We start from the raw sequence: 17,446 nt of genomic DNA, 5'->3' as shown, positions 1-17,446 counted from the left end.
GGGACAAGCCCCCTCCCACATTTGGGTCTTCATAAGCGTTGGAATATCAGGACTTCTTGGCCTGTTGGTAGAGCGGCATCACCTTCGGAATCGCCGCCTGCAACGAGGCGATCCGGCTGTCGGAGGCCGGGTGAGTGCTCATGAACTCCGGTGGCGAGCCTTCCGAAGCCTTGGCCATTTTGTTCCACAACGTGATGGCGGCGTTCGGGTTGTAACCGGCACGGGCCGCCAGCTCCAGGCCGATCAGGTCCGCTTCGTTTTCATTGCTGCGGCTGTTGGGCAAGGTCATGCCGTAGTTGGCCACGGTATCGGCCAGGGCCAGGCTGTCCTGGCCCAGGCCGAACAACGCGCCGGCGCCTTGCTTGGCCATCTCGATGCCATAGGCTTTGGACATGGCTTCACGGCCATGTTCACGCAAAGCGTGGGCGATTTCATGGCCCATCACCGCCGCCAGTTCGTCATCGGTGAGCTTGAGGTTATCGATCAACGCGCTGTACACGAAGATCTTGCCGCCCGGCCCGCAGTTGGCGTTCATCTCATCGCTCTTGATCAGGTTCACTTCCCACTTCCATTGCGCCGCATCCGGACGGAAGGTGGGCGCCTGGGCGATCAGGCGGTTGGCGATGGCCTGCACGCGCTTGGCGTTGGCGCTGGTCTTGTCGACCAGGCCTTTGCCGCCGGCCTCACCCAGGGTCTGCTGGTAGGACTGCGCATACATCTGGTCGACTTCCTGGCTCGACAGCATGCTGAACATGTACTGCTTGCGCTCCACCCCAACGGCACCGCCGCTGGTGGTGTTGACCGACTGACACCCGGCCAGCAGCACCGCCGCCGCCAATACACTTACGGCCAATGATTTTTTCATCAACACACTCTCCCTGAAAGACGCCCTGAAAACATGGCGCGTATCCTAGGCGGTGATTTGTATCGGCGCCAGATACATCAGACGTGTAGACGCTAAATTTCGGATACATCCCACATTCCCGCCACAGCAACAGGCTGGATCAATCCGATCAAAATTCAAGCCGGGGTCAGGCACTCCGGCCCATTGAGTTTGGGATCGTTGACCATGTTGGCCAAAACCCGCTCGCGCAAAGGGACGGGCTCACTGGTCAGCAACCCCTGCAATACGTGCAAGGGCGTTTCGGGATTCAGCCACGCCTCCTGCCCCGCCGCGTCCAGAATCAATGGCCGCCGCTGACTCTGCGCCGCCTGCGTCACCACCGCCGTGCTCAACCACACCTGCTCCTGCACTGGATACGCTTCCCAGATAGCCGCGAAAAACAGCGTCGAACCTTCCCCTGGCGTCAGCCAGTACGGCCGCTTACGCTGAGTGCCACGCCATTCGTAGAAACCGTTGGCCGGCAGCAGGCAACGGCGTTGACGAAACGCTTCGCGAAACATCGGTTGCTCAGCCAGGGTTTCGGCGCGGGCATGCGCCGGGGTGCGGGAAAGGTCCGTCAGCCAAGGCGGCGTCAGGCCCCAACGGGCACGCGCCAGGGTGCGCTGGCCGTCGGCGGCGCGCTGGATCAGCACCGAATCATTCGGAGAAATATTCCACTGGGCCTGCTGATCCGCCGGAAAGCCCGGCAAGGCAGCAAACGTGGGATTCCAGCGAAACAGGGCATAACGTCCACACATGGGGCAACACGACTCTTGGGTAAACCGACCGACAGCCTAACAGACCAATACATCAGGGAAGTTGTCGGGTTCATCACCGGGCAACGGTTGCGCGCCGTTATAGATGGTGATCAGCTCGCGGGCGGAGGCGGCCTGGTCATTGTCCACCTCCAGCCCCAGCAGCCCGAAAATCGGCAACTCGCCCGTACCACCGAGCAAATGGGCCCCCACCAAATGCGCCTCGATCCCTTCGCTGGCGAGCATCTGCTGCAGTAACTCGCCTTCCATCAGGTTTTCCGGTTCATAGATTCGCTGCATGGGCGCACCTGCTATTCGTTTTCGCTGCGAGTTTCGAGCATCCACTCTTCACCATGGACCTGCAGGCTGAAAATGATCGGTCGGCAACACACCTGGCAGTCTTCTATATAGGTCTGGTCACCGCCGGATAAATCCACCGTGGTCTCCACCACCTCGCCACAATAAGGACAATCGTACAGCGCAGTTTCCAGCATCGCAGTCTCCCAAGTGACTTGTGCGTATAATCGCCGGTCTATTTACAGGGTTATATTTCGGCCGAGCCCATTACTCAGGCCACACCCTGGTATTTCCTCTACTTACCCTAGCCGTTTCTAACAAGAGAGCATGATGGGCGAATTCGATACCATCCGACCTTACAACGACAGCGAAGTCCCGGCAGTGCTGGAGCGGCTGTTCAGTGACAAGGCCTTTCTGGACATCCTGACCCACTTCCGCTTCCCGCGCTTTGCCGGCGCCTTGGGCTGGCTGCTCAAGCCAATGATCGCCCGCAAGCTGCGCCGTGAATTCGCCGGTGTCACCACCGTGGCTACGCTGCAGGACAAAGTCGAGTATTACGTCGACCACACCATTGATCGAGCGACCGACGGCGTGACCTATACCGGCGTAGAACAGCTCAAATCGGGCACCGCCTACGTCTTTTTGGCTAACCATCGCGATATCGTGATGGACCCGGCCTTCGTCAACTATGCCGTGTATCACGCCGGCCTGCCGACGCCGCGAATCGCGATTGGCGACAACCTGCTGCAAAAACCGTTTGTCAGCGACCTGATGCGCCTGAACAAGAGTTTCATCGTGCACCGCTCGATTACCGGGCGAAAGGAGAAAATGGCGGCGTACCAACTGCTGTCGGCTTACATCAACCATTCGATCCGCCACGACTGCCAGTCGATCTGGATCGCCCAGGCCGAAGGGCGCGCCAAGGATGGGGATGACCGTACCGAATCGGCGATCCTCAAGATGTTTCACGTCAGCCGCAAGGACGAGCCGTTTGCCGAGGTGATCCAGTCGCTGAACCTGACGCCAGTGTCCATCAGCTACGAGTACGACCCATGCGATGCCGCCAAGGCCCGCGAGTTGTACATCCGCGCCACCACCGGCACCTACACCAAGGCCCAGGGCGAAGACGATGTGAGCATTGCCCTGGGCATTACCGGCTACAAGGGCCGGGTGCATGTGAACTTTGCGCCGCCGATCACCGAGCGTTTCGAGGACACCAAACTGCTCGCCGTGGAAATGGACCGGCAGATTCTCGGGGGTTATCGCTTATTCCCGGTTCACTACCTGGCATATGCCCAGTGGACTGACGCCGACCCGCAATTGCAGGTGCCCAAGGCAGCGGATATCTTCCCGGCCGACGAGCTGGCCAAGGCCAAGGCGGAGTGGGAGCGGCGCTTGAACGAGTGCCCGGTCGAACACCGGCCGTTTCTGGTGGTGCAATATGCAACACCAGTACGCAATCAATATCGGGTCAAGGCGGGCATCCCGCTGTAATACACCTATCCAAACCTGTGGGAGCGGGCTTGCCTGCGATGCGGTGGTTCAGTCACAGATGTACCGACTGTTACTCCGCTATCGCGAGCAAGCCCGCTCCCACAGTCGTTTCAGGGCGCAACTAAAAACGCGTACTGATCCATGAGCTCAGCAGCGCGAGCCCCAGGCAGGCGAAACCAACACGATAAGCCAGGCGATGCGCCCGTTCGGTGCGCACATCCAGAAACAGCATGGGCTGGTCGATGGCGCGCTCTTCGCTTTGCGCGGCGAGCCTGGCCATGGCGCGCTGTTCCTTCAAACGGGTAATGAATAGCAGCGCAGCCCCAGGGCAAGCCACTAATAGAGCAACAACATTGATCAGCAGTCCGGGCAGCGCCATCACAAACCTCGTTGAAACAGTGCCTTGGTATCAGTTCAGATACAAACCTGAACGATAGTCGCCTCCTGCGCCTAAAGCTCCCTCCCCCATTGACGGCTAATGTATCCAGTAATTTCCGGCGTCACCTGAACGTCACCTTAACCGTTCACTCTATGGCCCTTCGAACACTCGGGAGCTTGTCATGTTGCACGCGCAAAACCAGGATCGGCTGTATTTGATTGCCCCAAGCGATGAGCAAGAGGCGCTGATCGGCGGCCTCGCGTTCAACGTCCAGGACCGCCACTGGCTGGTGTATTGCGCCCTTGGCGGGCACCAGCATGCGGACCTGCCGGAGACAGATCTGCTGACCGGAGTGAGCATGCTCGACTTCGGTATCGACACCGCGGCATGAAACGCCAGGCAAAAAAAACCGGGCTCAGCGCTGAGCCCGGTTTTTTATCAACCGTTATTGCGAGCTGAGCAGTTGGCCGATGCTCGGGTCCTTGAACAACCGGGTCAGGGCGTCGCTCAAGACATCGCTGACGAGCTTGGTGTTGGTTTCCTGGTTCGGTGACATGCCGAAGCGCTGGTTGAGGGACGCACCGTAACGGCCGCTGTAGCGACGGGTGCCGGCGCTGACGTCGGACTTGAACGTCGCACCGATAGAGGCCTCAGTCACGTACAGGCCTTCTTTGGGCGACTGGTATTTCAGCTCGGCCAGGGTGATGGTCAACTGCGGAGCGCCCGGCGAGTTCGCCGGGGTAAAGCCGAGCAGACGCACCGCTGCTTCAGCCTGGGCTTGCAGCTTGGGGAGCACGTCGGCGGCGCTTACCGACACCAGCGCGGTCTCCGGATACAGGCCACCACGGGAGCCCAGGGTCGGCGAAGGACGACCATCCACCACACGCACCGATACCGGCTGACCGTGACCCACCGGAGCCAACTGCGTGGTGAGCTTCGGTTGCGGGCTGAGTTGTTGCGGGCTATTGGCGCAGCCAACCAGGGCCAAACTGGTCACAGTGATCAAACCGAACAACAGGCGTTGCAACATGCTCTTCTCTCCAGAAATCGAGTACCGACAGGCCAGCAGTATAGCGGGCGGCCCTCGCCGGGAACTAGCGTCAGTTACAACCTATGACTTGTGGGCACTGTAGGGGTTCGATGTCACCTCTATGTCACAGTCGATACACGGACTCGTCATCCCCCGCAGGCATGCTTGGTCTCAATCTCAGGAGGCCGATCCCATGTCTTTTCTCTGGTCGCTGTTTACACGCAAGCCCGCCCTTCGCCAATTTGCCCTGCTCGATGCGCAAGGTCGTTGCCAGGCCTTCAAAGAGTGCAGCCAGCCTCCGGTCGGCGATGACTGGGTGGAAATCGAAGAAATTCGCTTGAGCTGGATGCACCACCCACTGCCCGCCAGCGCCCGCATCAGCGCGCGCTCGGCACAGCCGGCGCATCACCAGCCGTTGACCGCCTGACCAAACGCCTAATAAAAGTCATAAAACACGCCCATTTCCTTAGCGTTCTTCGCTACAATCTCCCCCCGATTATAAGGACGTCTCCTGATCGGGCCTCGCAACATCGTTAATGCCTCGGCATTAGCCCCCCAGATCGCCCACAGAGAGCCGCCCACACAGATCGTGTGAAGCTGGCGCGCTTGCTGTTTTCTTTGCAATCCACCCGCCTTTACCGAATCTGCCAGAGCTGCCATTGCGCTCGGCCACTTGAGTTGTTTGCCCGTTTTGCCGCATGCCGGCAAGGTTTTCCGGGCCAGGTGCCAGGCTGGGCAGCCCTTTTTTGAGGTTCACGTCTTCAAAAGAGCGTGAAAAAAACGGGTTTTCACAACTTCACAAGAGTGTGGCGAGCAAATGAATAGTTTGGCGTTTGTACAAGCACCATCAGCGTCTGGAACAGCCCAATCACACAGGACCGAGTACTCCTTAAAAACCGGAGCTTGAGCCTGTCCGCTACGGATTGATTGCACTAATCGCACGCCGTTGACCATAAGTCGAATTGCCACAGTCGCCCATGAATGCGTTCATAGGCAGATTAGCCCGGCAGGAAGCGTGCGCTGAAGTTGCAAAGAATTGCGAAACGGACATGGCGATCCTGGCCATGGGTAACCTGGGGCAACACGTGAACCGCCCCGTCACTCCTGGCAGCCATGCCGTCAATTTGGTGCTGCAGATTTTGGAGACGCGTTAAATGGCGCATAACGAAGCAGTCGACGTAGTACTGGTAGGGGCCGGCATCATGAGTGCCACCCTGGCCGTACTGCTCAAAGAGCTCGACCCCGGCCTCAAGCTGGAAGTCGTTGAGCTGATGGACTCGGGTGCCGCGGAGAGTTCCAACCCGTGGAACAACGCCGGTACCGGCCACGCCGGGCTGTGTGAGCTGAATTACACACCCCAGGCCGCCGATGGTTCCATCGACATCAAGAAAGCCGTCCACATCAACACCCAGTTCGAGGTGTCGAAGCAGTTCTGGGCGTACCTGACCAAAAAAGGCACCTTTGGCTCGTCCAAGTCCTTTATCACCCCAGTGCCGCACCTGAGCTTCGTGCAGGGCGACAAAGGCGTGGCATTCCTCAGAAAACGCTTTGAAACCCTCAGCAAGCACCACGCATTTTCGGATATGCGCTATACCGAAGACCGCAACGATATGGCTGCGTGGATGCCACTGATGATGCCGGGCCGCCCGCTCGACGAAAAAATCGCCGCGACCCGCGTGCAGAACGGCACCGACGTCAACTTCGGCGCCCTGACCAACCAGTTGCTGAGCCACCTGACCAGCTCGCCCGATGCGCAGGTCAAGTACAGCAAACGCGTGACCGGCCTCAAGCGCAATGGCGCGGGCTGGACCGTGAGCATCAAGGACGTCAACAGCGGCAACAGCCGCGACGTGGACGCCAAGTTCGTGTTCCTCGGCGCCGGCGGTGCGGCCCTGCCGCTGCTACAAGCCTCGGGTATCGAAGAAAGCAAAGGCTTCGGCGGCTTCCCGGTCAGTGGCCAGTGGCTGCGCTGCGATAACCCGGAAGTGGTCAAGCACCACCAGGCCAAGGTCTACAGCCAGGCCGCCGTGGGTTCGCCACCGATGTCCGTGCCGCACCTGGACACCCGCGTGGTCGACGGCAAGAAGTCCCTGCTGTTCGGGCCTTACGCCGGTTTCACCACCAAGTTCCTCAAGCACGGCTCGTTCCTTGACCTGCCGATGTCGGTACGCGCCGGCAACATCGGCCCGATGCTGGCCGTGGCCCGGGACAACATGGACCTGACCAAGTACCTGGTCAGCGAAGTGATGCAGTCCATGGAGCAGCGCCTGGAATCCCTGCGCCGCTTCTACCCGGAAGCAAAAGCCGAAGACTGGCGCCTGGAAGTGGCCGGCCAACGGGTGCAGATCATCAAGAAAGACCCGAAAAAAGGCGGCGTGCTGCAATTCGGCACCGAGCTGGTCGCGGCCAAAGACGGCTCGCTGGCGGCACTGCTGGGCGCGTCCCCGGGCGCTTCGGTGACGGTGTCGATCATGCTCGAACTGATCGAGCGTTGCTTCCCGGCCAAGACTGCGGGCGAGTGGGCGGCCAAGCTGCACGAGATCTTCCCGGCCCGTGAAAAGGTCCTGGAGACCGACGCCGAGCTGTACCGCAAGATCAACGCGCAGAACAACATCAGCCTGGAACTGGTTGAGCACAATAACGAAGCTGAAAGCTACGCTTAAGGCCTCGAGATAAAAAAGCCCCGCTTCTCGATCTGAGAAGCGGGGCTTTTTTTCGCCTGCGATCAGCCGCGGGCGTTATCGATCAGCTCAATGTACTCGGCGGCGTTGCGCTGGTCCTTGATCAGGTCGACAAAGGTCTGGCCATGCTCGTCCTTGCCGTCGAGGTCCAGGCCGGCTGCCTTGAAGAAACCCAGGAAGCGCTCGAAATCGTCGATACGCAGGCCACGGTAGGCCTTGATCAGCTTGTGCAGGGACGGTGAAGTCGCGTCGACCGGCTCGAAGTCGAGGAACAACTTGATTTGATCGTCGCCGATCTCGTCACCAATCACCTGTTTCTTATCTTTACGCATTACCGACTCCAGCCTGCAGACATTTACACGGGAGGTTGAAGTCTACCTGCGAGGCGCCGGCTTCGAAAGCACTGAGAACCACTGTGGGAGGGGGCTTGCTCCCGATTGCGGGGTGTCAGTCGACATCTAATCGACTGATCTACCGCTATCGGGGGCAAGCCCCCTCCCACATTTGGTTCTTCAGCGTTCTCGCTATTTGGAGCGAACGGCGCCGGTGTGCAAATCCGCCCAGATATGCCCGTTGGCATAACTGAGGAACTGCACATACACCGTGTCATTGCGCAGCAGGTCGACGATCACGCGGTATTGGGCCGCGGGGTAGGACAGGGTCAGGGTTCTGGTCTTGTCGTCGAACACCGGTTTTTTCAGGCTTTTGCTTTCGGCGTCGAAATTGAGGATCACCTGAGCGATGGTCGCGCCTTTGTTCAAGGACTTGCCCTTGAGGCGAATCATCAACGGCGACGTCACGGGGATCGGCTGTTGCGTGGATTGACGCTGGTTACCCACCACCACCGCGTACTCGGTGACTTGCAACAGTTGCTGCTGATCGGGCGCTGCGGCGCGCAGGGCCAGGTCGTCCGGCGGCAGGAATTGGCTATGCATCGGCGCCGGGGCGGCGGCCAGCGGCAGACTGAGGCTCAGCGCCAGGGCGGCGCAGGTGCGAATCAACAGGCTCATGAACAACTCCAGACGCAGAGGCTAGGCACGATAGCATGCCAACCCTGCGCCGATGCCTTGATTACATCCCTTTAACGGCGTAAATCCCATTGGCATTACGCCAGTAACCTTTGTAGTCCATGCCGTAACCGAAAATGTAGCGGTCGATGCACGGCAGGCCGACGAAATCGGCTTTCATTTCAGGGCGTGCCTTGCGGTCGTGGTCTTTGTCGATCAGCACGGCGGTGTGGACTTTGCGGGCGCCGGAGTGTTTGCAGAAGTCGATGATCGCGCCCAGGGTATGCCCTTCATCGAGGATGTCATCGATGATCAGCACGTCGCGGTCCATGAACGAGACTTCCGGTTTGGCTTTCCAGAACAGGTCGCCGCCGCTGGTTTCGTTGCGATAACGTGTGGCGTGCAAGTAGGACGCTTCCAGCGGGAAGTGCAGATGGGTCAGCAATTTTCCAGCGAAAATCAGACCACCATTCATCACGCAGAAGACCACCGGGTTGGTGTCGGCCATTTCGCGGGTGATCTGTGCGCCGACCTTGGCGATCGCCTCTTCGACTTGCGCTTCGGTGTACAGGCAGTCAGCCTCGCGCATGATTTGACGGATATGCTCGAGATCAGCGGACATGGCGCTCTCCAGGGGGTGCTGTGGCAAGAAAAGCGGGCAAAGGTACGCATGTGAAGCGCAACGTTCAAGCCTTAATGGACTAACGTGCTAGATGTCTATAGGACAACACCCTCGGATAGATTAATCTAGGCCGGTTTTTTTGCCCGCCGCCGGAGCCTTTCCCATGCCCACTCGCGAGATCCGCCATCCGCTGATCCGACACAAGCTCGGCCTTATGCGCCGCGCCGACATTAGCACGAAGAACTTCCGTGAGCTTGCTCAGGAAGTCGGAGCGTTGCTCACCTACGAAGCCACCAAAGACCTGCCCCTGGAAAGCTATGAGATCTGCGGTTGGGCCGGTCCCGTCCAGGTCGAGAAAATCGCCGGCAAGAAAATCACCGTGGTGCCGATCCTGCGCGCCGGCATCGGTATGCTCGAAGGCGTACTCAGCCTGATCCCGGGCGCAAAAGTCAGCGCCGTGGGCGTGGCCCGCAATGAAGAAACACTGCAGGCCCACACCTACCTGGAAAAACTCGTACCGGAAATCAACGAGCGCCTGGCGATGATCATCGACCCGATGCTCGCCACCGGCAGCTCCATGGTTGCCACCATCGACCTGCTGAAGAAGGCCGGTTGCAAGGACATCCGCGCCATGGTGCTGGTCGCCGCGCCCGAAGGTATCGCCGCCGTCGAGAAGGCTCATCCGGACGTGCAGATCTACACCGCGTCCATCGATGAGCGCTTGAACGAACACGGCTACATCATCCCAGGCCTGGGCGACGCCGGTGACAAGATCTTCGGTACCAAGCAGAAGGACGCGTGAGCATGCAGGATGAATTCAACGACCCGCTTTGGCGCCAGATCCTGTCTGGCGCACAAATGCTCTTCGTAGCATTTGGCGCGTTGGTGTTGATGCCGCTGATCACCGGTCTTGATCCAAACGTCGCATTGTTCACCGCAGGCCTGGGCACGTTGCTGTTCCAGGTGGTGACCGGACGGCAGGTGCCGGTGTTTCTGGCGTCGAGCTTTGCCTTTATCACCCCGATCATTCTCGCCAAGGGCCAGTTCGGTCTGGCGGCGACCATGGGTGGGGTGATGGCGGCCGGTTTCGTTTATACCTTCATGGGCCTCGCGGTGAAGATCAAGGGCACCGGTTTCATTGACCGGCTGCTGCCGCCGGTGGTGATCGGGCCGGTGATCATTTCCATTGGCCTGGCCATGGCACCGATTGCCGCCAATATGGCGATGGGTAAATCCGGCGACGGCGCCGAGTTGATCCATTACCAGACGGCGATGCTGATCTCGATGCCGGCGTTGCTGACCACAGTGATCGTGGCCGTGTTCGGCAAGGGCATTTTCCGCCTGGTGCCGATCATCTCCGGCGTGCTGGTGGGCTTTGCCATGGCGTTCTACTTTGGCGTGGTCGATACGGCCAAAATTGCCGCCGCACCGTGGTTCGCCCTGCCCCACTTCACCGCGCCGGAGTTCAACTGGCAGGCGATTCTGTTTATCGTCCCGGTGGCCCTGGCCCCGGCGATCGAGCATATCGGCGGTGTGATCGCGGTGGGCAGCGTGACCGGTCGCGACTACCTGAAGAAGCCCGGCCTGCACCGCACCCTACTGGGTGACGGCATTGCCACCACGGCCGCCGGCCTGTTTGGCGGCCCGCCGAACACCACCTACGCCGAAGTGACCGGCGCAGTGATGCTGACCAAGAACTACAACCCGAAAATCATGACCTGGGCGGCGGTGTTTGCCATCAGCCTGGCGTTTATCGGCAAGTTCGGCGCACTGCTGCAGAGCATTCCGGTGCCGGTGATGGGCGGGATTCTGTGCCTGCTGTTCGGCTCGATTGCTGCCGTGGGCATGAACACGCTGATTCGCCACAAGATCGACCTGGGCGAAGCACGCAATCTGGTGATTGTGTCGGTGACGCTGGTGTTCGGGATTGGCGGTGTGCTGGTCGGCACCGGCAACGGTCCGGACGATTTCGGCCTGAAGGGCATCGCCCTGTGTGCGGTGGTGGCGATTGGTTTGAACCTGCTGCTGCCGGGCAATGATGGCTGGAAGCACAAGAAGCCGGATGACCCGCTGATCTAACCAGCACTGCAAAACTGAATGTGGGAGGGGGCTTGAGCCCCCTCCCACATGTTTAGATCTTCAGTGTGACTTAGAGCTCGCCTAGGCCATCGATCAGCGCCTGGTTCTGCTCCGGCGTACCGATGCTGATCCGCAGGAACTGGTCAATCCGCGCCTGCTTGAAGTGCCGCACAATCACCCCTTGCTCACGCAACTTGGCCGCCAGGCCGGCGGCGTCGTGCCGTGGGTGACGAGCAAAGATGAAGTTGGCCGCCGACGGCAGCACGTCAAAACCTTTCTCCTCCAACTGCGCGACAACCTTTTCGCGGCTGTCGATCACCCACCGGCACGTCTTCTCGAAGTACGCACGGTCATCGAACGCCGCCGCCGCGCCAACAATCGCCAGGCGATCGAGCGGATAGGAGTTGAAGCTATTCTTGACCCGCTCCAGCGCCTCGATCAGGTCCGGGTGGCCCACGGCCAGGCCCACGCGCAAACCGGCCAGTGAGCGCGATTTGGACAAGGTCTGGGTGACCAACAGGTTCGGGTAGCGATCCACCAGACCGATGGCAGTTTCACCGCCGAAGTCGACGTAGGCTTCATCCACCACCACCACCGAATCCGGGCTGGCCTTGAGGATCTGCTCCACCGCATCCAGCGCCAGCACGCAGCCGGTCGGCGCGTTCGGGTTGGGGAAGATGATCCCGCCGTTCGGGCTGGCGTAGTCCGCCGCGCGGATCTGGAACTGCTCATCCAGCGGCACCGGGTCGGACTTGATGCCGTAGAGGCCGCAGTACACCGGATAGAAGCTGTAGCTGATATCCGGGAACAACAGCGGCAGGTCGTGCTGGAACAGCGCGTGGAAGATGTGTGCCAGGACTTCATCGGAACCGTTGCCGAGGAACACGTTGCCGGCGTCGATCCCGTAAAAGCGGGCCACGGCCTGCTTGAGCAGGTCGCTGTTGGGGTCCGGGTACAGGCGTAGGTTGTCGCTCAACTCGACCTGCATGGCCGCCAGCGCCTTGGGCGACGGACCGTAGGGGTTTTCATTGGTGTTGAGCTTGACCAGTTTGCTCAGCTTGGGCTGCTCACCGGGTACGTAAGGCACGAGGTCCTTGACGAAGGGGCTCCAGAATTTGCTCATATCTCAGTTCCCCTTATTGTCTTCAAGGATGCGGTATTCGGCGCTACGTGCGTGGGCGCTCAAGGATTCGCCACGGGCCAGTACCGAGGCGGTCTTGCCCAGCTCAGAAGCGCCTTGTGGCGAGCAGAAGATGATCGACGAACGCTTCTGGAAGTCATACACCCCCAGTGGCGACGAGAAACGCGCGGTGCCAGAGGTCGGCAACACGTGGTTGGGGCCTGCGCAGTAGTCGCCCAGGGCTTCGCTGGTGTGGCGGCCCATGAAGATCGCGCCGGCGTGACGAATCGACGGCAGCCAGGCTTGCGGGTCGGCCACGGACAATTCCAAGTGCTCCGGTGCGATGCGGTTGGCCACTTCGATGGCCTGCTCCATGTCGCGCACCAGGATCAGCGCACCACGGCCATTGATCGACTTCTCGATGATCTCGGCGCGGTCCATGCTCGGCAGCAGCTTGTTGATGCTGGCGGCGACTTTGTCGAGGAACTCGACGTCTGGACTGACCAGAATCGCCTGGGCGTCTTCGTCATGTTCGGCTTGGGAAAACAGGTCCATGGCGATCCAGTCCGGGTCGGTCAGGCCGTCACACACCACGAGGATTTCCGAAGGGCCGGCGATCATGTCGATACCGACCTGACCAAACACGTGGCGCTTGGCGGTGGCGACATAGATGTTGCCGGGACCGACCACTTTGTCGACCTTCGGCACGCTTTCGGTGCCGTAGGCCAACGCCGCGACAGCCTGGGCGCCGCCGATGGTGAACACCCGGTCGACACCGGCGATGCAGGCGGCCGCGAGGACCAGTTCGTTGATTTCACCGCGCGGCGTCGGCACCACCATGACCACTTCGGTCACGCCGGCCACCTTGGCCGGAATCGCGTTCATCAATACCGAAGACGGGTACGAGGCTTTACCGCCCGGCACGTACAGCCCGGCGCGATCCAGCGGCGTGACCTTCTGGCCCAGCACGGTGCCGTCGGCCTCGGTGTAGCTCCAAGAATCCTGTTTCTGCTTCTCGTGGTAACTGCGCACCCGCGCCGCCGCGAGTTCCAGGGCTTCGCGCTGCGGCACGGTAATCCGCGTCAGGGCCAGCTCCAGGCGCTCACGGGGCAGGATCAGGTCCGACATGGACTTGACGTCCAAACCGTCGAACTGGCGGGTGAAGTCCACCAACGCGGCGTCACCGCGCTCGCGCACGGCCTTGATGATGTCGAGCACCCGCTGGTTGACCGAGTCGTCGGACACACTTTCCCAACTCAGCAGATGATCCAGATGATGGGCGAAATCCGGGTCGGCAGCGTTGAGTCGGGCAATTGCAGTGGACGTGGTCATAGCGAGGGCCTCATAGGATTGGCAAAAACTCAGGCGCCCGAAGGTGCGCTGACATTCAATAACGAATCGCGTTGGTGCTGCGGTCGTGCCAGGCAAGGCGCGGGACGCCGGTAAGGGTTGTTTCCTTACCAAGTCCCGCAACGCAGCATGGCGCGGCCACAGTACCAACCCGTAGGGCCTTGCCTCAAAAGGCAGGCGGCTACGCGTCGCTAGGTATTGAAAAAGAATCTTCTACTAACATAACTTGCCTTTTGGGGTAAGGCGCGATTCGTTATTGAACGTCAGCGCACCTTCCCCGCAGTCGTTTCCGCTTGGGCACCTGAGAATTCTGGCTATGAGGCGGATAGACGGGCGCAGCCGTTTGGCTACGCGGGTTGGTCAACCGCGGTGTCGCGACTCCACTGCGTTGCGCAGGGTATCGATCAACGCCTGGATACGCGCGTGTTGCATCTTCATCGATGCCTTGTTGACGATCAGGCGAGAGCTGATGTCAGCAATGAAATCCTGGGGCTCCAGGCCGTTGGCGCGCAGGGTGTTGCCGGTGTCGACCACGTCGATGATCTTGTCGGCCAGGCCGATCAGCGGTGCCAGCTCCATCGAGCCGTACAGCTTGATGATATCGACCTGGCGGCCTTGCTCGGCGTAGTAACGCTTGGCGACATTGACGAACTTGGTGGCCACCCGCAGGCGCCCCTTGGGCTCGACGTCACCGACCCGGCCAGCGGTCATCAGCTTGCACAGGGCAATACGCAGGTCCAGTGGCTCGTACAGGCCCTGGCCACCGTATTCCATCAATACGTCTTTACCGGCGACACCCAGGTCGGCGGCACCGTGTTCAACGTAGGTCGGCACATCGGTAGCCCGCACGATCAGCAGGCGAACGTCGTCCTGGGTCGTAGGGATGATCAACTTGCGGCTCTTGTCCGGATTCTCGGTCGGCACGATGCCCGCTTCAGCCAGAAGCGGCAAAGTGTCGTCAAGGATGCGGCCCTTGGACAGTGCGATGGTCAACATGGGAAACGTCAGTCCTTCATCAGGCTATTGCGGTCTGGTCGCAAACGGCGCCAGACACAGATCGAGGCCATTACAGCCTCGATTTGAAACACATTCAGCCGGGATACGCAATTGCATACCCCGAGCGGGCGCTTCCCTGCGCCCGTGCAGCAGGGACTAGCCCGGTACGCGGCGGATCTTCGCGCCGAGCATCTGCAGTTTTTCTTCGATGCACTCGTAGCCACGGTCAATGTGGTAGATGCGGTCGATCAGCGTGTCACCCTCTGCGCACAGCGCGGAGATCACCAGGCTGGCCGAGGCTCGCAGGTCGGTGGCCATGACGGGCGCGCCCTTGAGCTTGTCGATGCCGGTCACAATGGCCGTGTTGCCTTCGACCTGGATCTTCGCGCCCATGCGGTGCAGTTCGTACACGTGCATGAAGCGGTTTTCAAAGATGGTCTCGATCACGGCACCGGTGCCTTCGGCAATCGCGTTCAGGGAGATGAACTGCGCTTGCATGTCGGTCGGGAACGCCGGGTACGGGGCGGTCCGCACGTTGACGGCTTTTGGCCGCTTGCCGTGCATGTTCAGCTCGATCCAATCTTCACCGGTGGTGATTTCAGCGCCGGCTTCCTTGAGTTTTTCCAGCACGGACTCAAGGATGGTCGGATCAGTGTCCTTGACCTTGACGCGGCCACCGGTGACGGCGGCGGCAACCAGGTAGGTCCCGGTCTCGATGCGGTCCGGCATCACCTTGTAGGTGGCCGAATGCAGGCGCTTTACACCCTCAATGGTGATGGTGTCGGTGCCGGCGCCGCGGATGTTGGCGCCCATGGCGATCAGGAAGTTGGCCAGGTCGACCACTTCCGGTTCGCGCGCGGCGTTTTGCAACACACTGCGACCGTTAGCCAGGGCCGCGGCCATCATGATGTTCTCGGTACCGGTCACGCTCACGGTATCAAAGAAGAAGCTGGCGCCACGCAGGCCGCCTTCCGGCGCCTTGGCCTTGATGTAGCCGCCTTCGACGTCAATGGTGGCGCCCATGGCTTCAAGACCACGGATGTGCAGGTCCACCGGACGCGAACCGATCGCGCAACCGCCAGGCAGGGCGACTTCGGCTTCGCCGAAACGGGCGACCATCGGGCCAAGCACCAGGATCGACGCACGCATGGTTTTCACCAGCTCATACGGGGCGATCAGGGTCTTGATGGTGCGCGGGTCGATTTCAACCGACAGTTTTTCGTCGATCACCGGCTCAATGCCCATGCGACCGAACAACTCGATCATGGTGGTGATGTCGTGCAGGTGCGGCAGGTTGGCCACGGTCACAGGGCCATCGCACAGCAGGGTCGCTGCCAGGATCGGCAAGGCGGAGTTTTTCGCACCGGAAATGCGGATCTCGCCATCAAGGCGGGCACCGCCGGTAATAATCAATTTATCCATAAGAATCTCGACGCCTTGGGGGCTCAGGTGCGCTCGGCCCAGGCCGCGCGGCTGAAAAATTTCATAGTGACCGCATGGATGCTGCCATCGGTGATCCACGGGTTCAAATGGGCATAGACCTGCTGTTGACGCTTGACCGGGCTCAGTGCCGCCAGTTCATCGCTAATCAAATTCAGCTGGAAGTTGCAGCCTTCGCCTTCAACTTCTACGTTCGTTTCCGGCAGCTTTCCTTCAAGGAAGCTCTTAACTTCTAGGGCCTGCATGCTCAACCTCTATCGGCGCCCAGTGCGCACGGGTCGCACATCATACAAAAAAGCCCCGCGCCTGCGAACCCCGCATAGCAGGACTCTGACGGGGGGCTTCCTTGAAAATGTGTATTAAGGATGCGCCAACAGCTCGGTCAGACCGTAAACCTCGGCAATTTCACGCATGTCATCGGGCAGCGCACTTATGCTGACCGGTTTTTTGGCTGCCTCGGCATCACGTATGAAGCACAGCAGTAACGACAAACCGACGCTGCTGGACTTGCTCACCGCCGAGCAATCGAGCACCAGCGACGGCGCGGTGCTCGCCTTGATCAGCGCCTGCCCCTGCTTGCGCAAGTCCGGCCCGGAGCGGTAATCCAGCACACCGCTGAGGAACAACTCGCCAGCGTCGCCGATACGAACAGCCGCCTCGGTCATTGCGCGGGCTTCCCAGCGGCTTTATCGGTTTCTTCCTTGGCCTTGGCCACTTCACCGGCCCAACCATTGATGGTCTTGTCCAGGTCGTTGCCATTGCGCTGCATGGCGTCAGCGAACTGATCACGGAACAGCTTGCCAATGTTGATGCCGTTGATGATCACGTTACGCAGTTTCCACTCGCCGCTGATCTTCTCCAGCGTGTACTGCACAGGATAGACCGCGCCATTGGTGCCCTTGACGACCATGCCGACGCTGGTGCGATCGCCCGACTCATCCTTGGCGGCGTCGACAGTGATCCCCTGGTTGTTGTATTCGAGCAGGGCGTTACCGTAGAACTGGAACAGGCCCTTTTTGAAGTTCTCCTGGAATGTCTGCATCTGCGCGGGCGTGGCCTTGCGCGAATACTTGACCGTCATGATGCTGCGCGAAATGCCTTCGGCGTCCACGACCGGGCCGACAATGGTATTAAGCGAGTCGTAAAACTTAGTCGGGTCTTGCTTGTACTGTTCTTTATTGGCGGTCAGGTCAGCCAACATTTTGCTGGTCGTGTCCTGCACCAGTTCGTGCGCAGAACCCGCCGCGTTGGCCATCAACGGCAGTGCTGCAAGCAGTACCAGCAGACCACGTCGCAAGGTAGAGATCATGAAC

22 protein-coding genes are annotated in these 17,446 nt (G+C 60.2%); 6 read left to right on the top strand and 16 right to left on the bottom strand.

The window, feature by feature from the left end; translation table 11 throughout:
* Positions 1–46: 46 nt before the first annotated feature.
* The 4 genes from J2Y83_RS04165 to J2Y83_RS04150 form a co-directional block, all read right to left on the bottom strand.
* Positions 47–865, bottom strand: a complete 819-nt coding sequence (locus tag J2Y83_RS04165) for a M48 family metallopeptidase (RefSeq protein WP_247395959.1) — start codon at positions 863–865, stop codon at positions 47–49.
* Positions 866–1,020: 155 nt separating this feature from the next.
* Entirely contained in the window at positions 1,021–1,641 is a 621-nt protein-coding gene (locus J2Y83_RS04160) for an SOS response-associated peptidase (RefSeq protein ID WP_253393436.1), read from the bottom strand.
* Between the two features lie 36 nt (positions 1,642–1,677).
* Entirely contained in the window at positions 1,678–1,938 is a 261-nt protein-coding gene (locus tag J2Y83_RS04155; RefSeq protein WP_253393435.1) for a putative signal transducing protein, read from the bottom strand.
* A gap of 11 nt (positions 1,939–1,949) precedes the next feature.
* Positions 1,950–2,132: a CPXCG motif-containing cysteine-rich protein gene (locus J2Y83_RS04150; protein WP_247395965.1), complete on the bottom strand. Its 183-nt coding sequence runs from the start codon at positions 2,130–2,132 to the stop codon at positions 1,950–1,952.
* 133 nt (positions 2,133–2,265) lie between these two features.
* On the opposite strand from J2Y83_RS04150, the gene J2Y83_RS04145 reads away from it, so the two are divergent.
* Positions 2,266–3,429, top strand: a complete 1,164-nt coding sequence (locus J2Y83_RS04145; protein WP_253393434.1) for a 1-acyl-sn-glycerol-3-phosphate acyltransferase — start codon at positions 2,266–2,268, stop codon at positions 3,427–3,429.
* Positions 3,430–3,550: 121 nt separating this feature from the next.
* On the opposite strand, the gene J2Y83_RS04140 is transcribed toward J2Y83_RS04145, so the two are convergent.
* Positions 3,551–3,808, bottom strand: coding sequence for a hypothetical protein (locus J2Y83_RS04140; RefSeq protein WP_253393433.1), 258 nt, complete (start codon positions 3,806–3,808; stop codon positions 3,551–3,553).
* 181 nt (positions 3,809–3,989) lie between these two features.
* Between J2Y83_RS04140 and J2Y83_RS04135 the strand changes: the two genes are divergently transcribed.
* The gene (locus J2Y83_RS04135; RefSeq protein ID WP_253393432.1) at positions 3,990–4,199 is read left to right on the top strand and encodes a hypothetical protein; all 210 of its coding nucleotides are present in this window, start codon (positions 3,990–3,992) and stop codon (positions 4,197–4,199) included.
* 54 nt (positions 4,200–4,253) lie between these two features.
* Here J2Y83_RS04135 and J2Y83_RS04130 read toward each other — a convergent pair whose 3' ends face one another.
* Complete coding sequence (locus J2Y83_RS04130) at positions 4,254–4,838, bottom strand: YajG family lipoprotein (protein WP_247395969.1); 585 nt, start codon at positions 4,836–4,838, stop codon at positions 4,254–4,256.
* A gap of 193 nt (positions 4,839–5,031) precedes the next feature.
* Between J2Y83_RS04130 and J2Y83_RS04125 the strand changes: the two genes are divergently transcribed.
* Positions 5,032–5,265, top strand: a complete 234-nt coding sequence (locus tag J2Y83_RS04125) for a hypothetical protein (protein ID WP_253393431.1) — start codon at positions 5,032–5,034, stop codon at positions 5,263–5,265.
* A gap of 727 nt (positions 5,266–5,992) precedes the next feature.
* Positions 5,993–7,501, top strand: coding sequence for a malate dehydrogenase (quinone) (gene mqo, locus J2Y83_RS04120; RefSeq protein WP_253393430.1), 1,509 nt, complete (start codon positions 5,993–5,995; stop codon positions 7,499–7,501).
* Between the two features lie 62 nt (positions 7,502–7,563).
* Here mqo and J2Y83_RS04115 read toward each other — a convergent pair whose 3' ends face one another.
* The 3 genes from J2Y83_RS04115 to J2Y83_RS04105 form a co-directional block, all read right to left on the bottom strand.
* Positions 7,564–7,851: a PA4642 family protein gene (locus J2Y83_RS04115; protein WP_017845962.1), complete on the bottom strand. Its 288-nt coding sequence runs from the start codon at positions 7,849–7,851 to the stop codon at positions 7,564–7,566.
* 192 nt (positions 7,852–8,043) lie between these two features.
* Positions 8,044–8,529 (bottom strand): hypothetical protein, encoded by a 486-nt coding sequence (locus J2Y83_RS04110; protein WP_253393429.1) that lies wholly within the window; start codon positions 8,527–8,529, stop codon positions 8,044–8,046.
* Positions 8,530–8,590: 61 nt separating this feature from the next.
* On the bottom strand, positions 8,591–9,148 hold the full coding sequence (locus J2Y83_RS04105) for a hypoxanthine-guanine phosphoribosyltransferase (protein ID WP_247395973.1): 558 nt from the start codon (positions 9,146–9,148) through the stop codon (positions 8,591–8,593).
* 163 nt (positions 9,149–9,311) lie between these two features.
* Here J2Y83_RS04105 and upp point away from each other — a divergent pair, with 163 nt between their 5' ends.
* Together upp and J2Y83_RS04095 are read left to right on the top strand one after the other, a co-directional pair.
* Entirely contained in the window at positions 9,312–9,950 is a 639-nt protein-coding gene (gene upp / locus J2Y83_RS04100) for a uracil phosphoribosyltransferase (RefSeq protein WP_253393428.1), read from the top strand.
* A 2-nt stretch (positions 9,951–9,952) separates the two neighbouring features.
* Positions 9,953–11,227, top strand: a complete 1,275-nt coding sequence (locus J2Y83_RS04095; RefSeq protein ID WP_247395975.1) for a uracil-xanthine permease family protein — start codon at positions 9,953–9,955, stop codon at positions 11,225–11,227.
* A 70-nt stretch (positions 11,228–11,297) separates the two neighbouring features.
* On the opposite strand, the gene hisC is transcribed toward J2Y83_RS04095, so the two are convergent.
* From hisC to J2Y83_RS04060, 7 genes are all read right to left on the bottom strand, one after another.
* On the bottom strand, positions 11,298–12,350 hold the full coding sequence (hisC, locus tag J2Y83_RS04090; protein WP_253393427.1) for a histidinol-phosphate transaminase: 1,053 nt from the start codon (positions 12,348–12,350) through the stop codon (positions 11,298–11,300).
* Between the two features lie 3 nt (positions 12,351–12,353).
* Positions 12,354–13,679 carry a histidinol dehydrogenase gene (gene hisD, locus J2Y83_RS04085; RefSeq protein ID WP_253393426.1) on the bottom strand — a complete coding sequence of 442 codons (1,326 nt, stop codon included), beginning with the start codon at positions 13,677–13,679 and terminating at the stop codon, positions 12,354–12,356.
* Positions 13,680–14,057: 378 nt separating this feature from the next.
* Entirely contained in the window at positions 14,058–14,693 is a 636-nt protein-coding gene (hisG, locus tag J2Y83_RS04080; protein WP_010567704.1) for an ATP phosphoribosyltransferase, read from the bottom strand.
* A gap of 156 nt (positions 14,694–14,849) precedes the next feature.
* The gene (gene murA / locus J2Y83_RS04075) at positions 14,850–16,115 is read right to left on the bottom strand and encodes a UDP-N-acetylglucosamine 1-carboxyvinyltransferase (RefSeq protein WP_247395978.1); all 1,266 of its coding nucleotides are present in this window, start codon (positions 16,113–16,115) and stop codon (positions 14,850–14,852) included.
* 23 nt (positions 16,116–16,138) lie between these two features.
* Positions 16,139–16,378, bottom strand: a complete 240-nt coding sequence (locus J2Y83_RS04070) for a BolA family protein (RefSeq protein ID WP_247395979.1) — start codon at positions 16,376–16,378, stop codon at positions 16,139–16,141.
* Between the two features lie 114 nt (positions 16,379–16,492).
* Entirely contained in the window at positions 16,493–16,798 is a 306-nt protein-coding gene (locus tag J2Y83_RS04065) for an STAS domain-containing protein (protein WP_247395980.1), read from the bottom strand.
* Complete coding sequence (locus J2Y83_RS04060; RefSeq protein WP_253393425.1) at positions 16,795–17,442, bottom strand: MlaC/ttg2D family ABC transporter substrate-binding protein; 648 nt, start codon at positions 17,440–17,442, stop codon at positions 16,795–16,797. The genes J2Y83_RS04065 and J2Y83_RS04060 overlap by 4 nt, the downstream gene beginning before the upstream one ends.
* Positions 17,443–17,446: the final 4 nt, after the last annotated feature.

The organism is Pseudomonas marginalis, from assembly GCF_024169655.1.
Classification (GTDB): Bacteria; Pseudomonadota; Gammaproteobacteria; order Pseudomonadales; family Pseudomonadaceae; genus Aquipseudomonas; species Aquipseudomonas paraveronii.
Note: the sequence above shows the minus strand (reverse complement) of the source record. Positions and strands in the feature narration are given on the sequence as shown.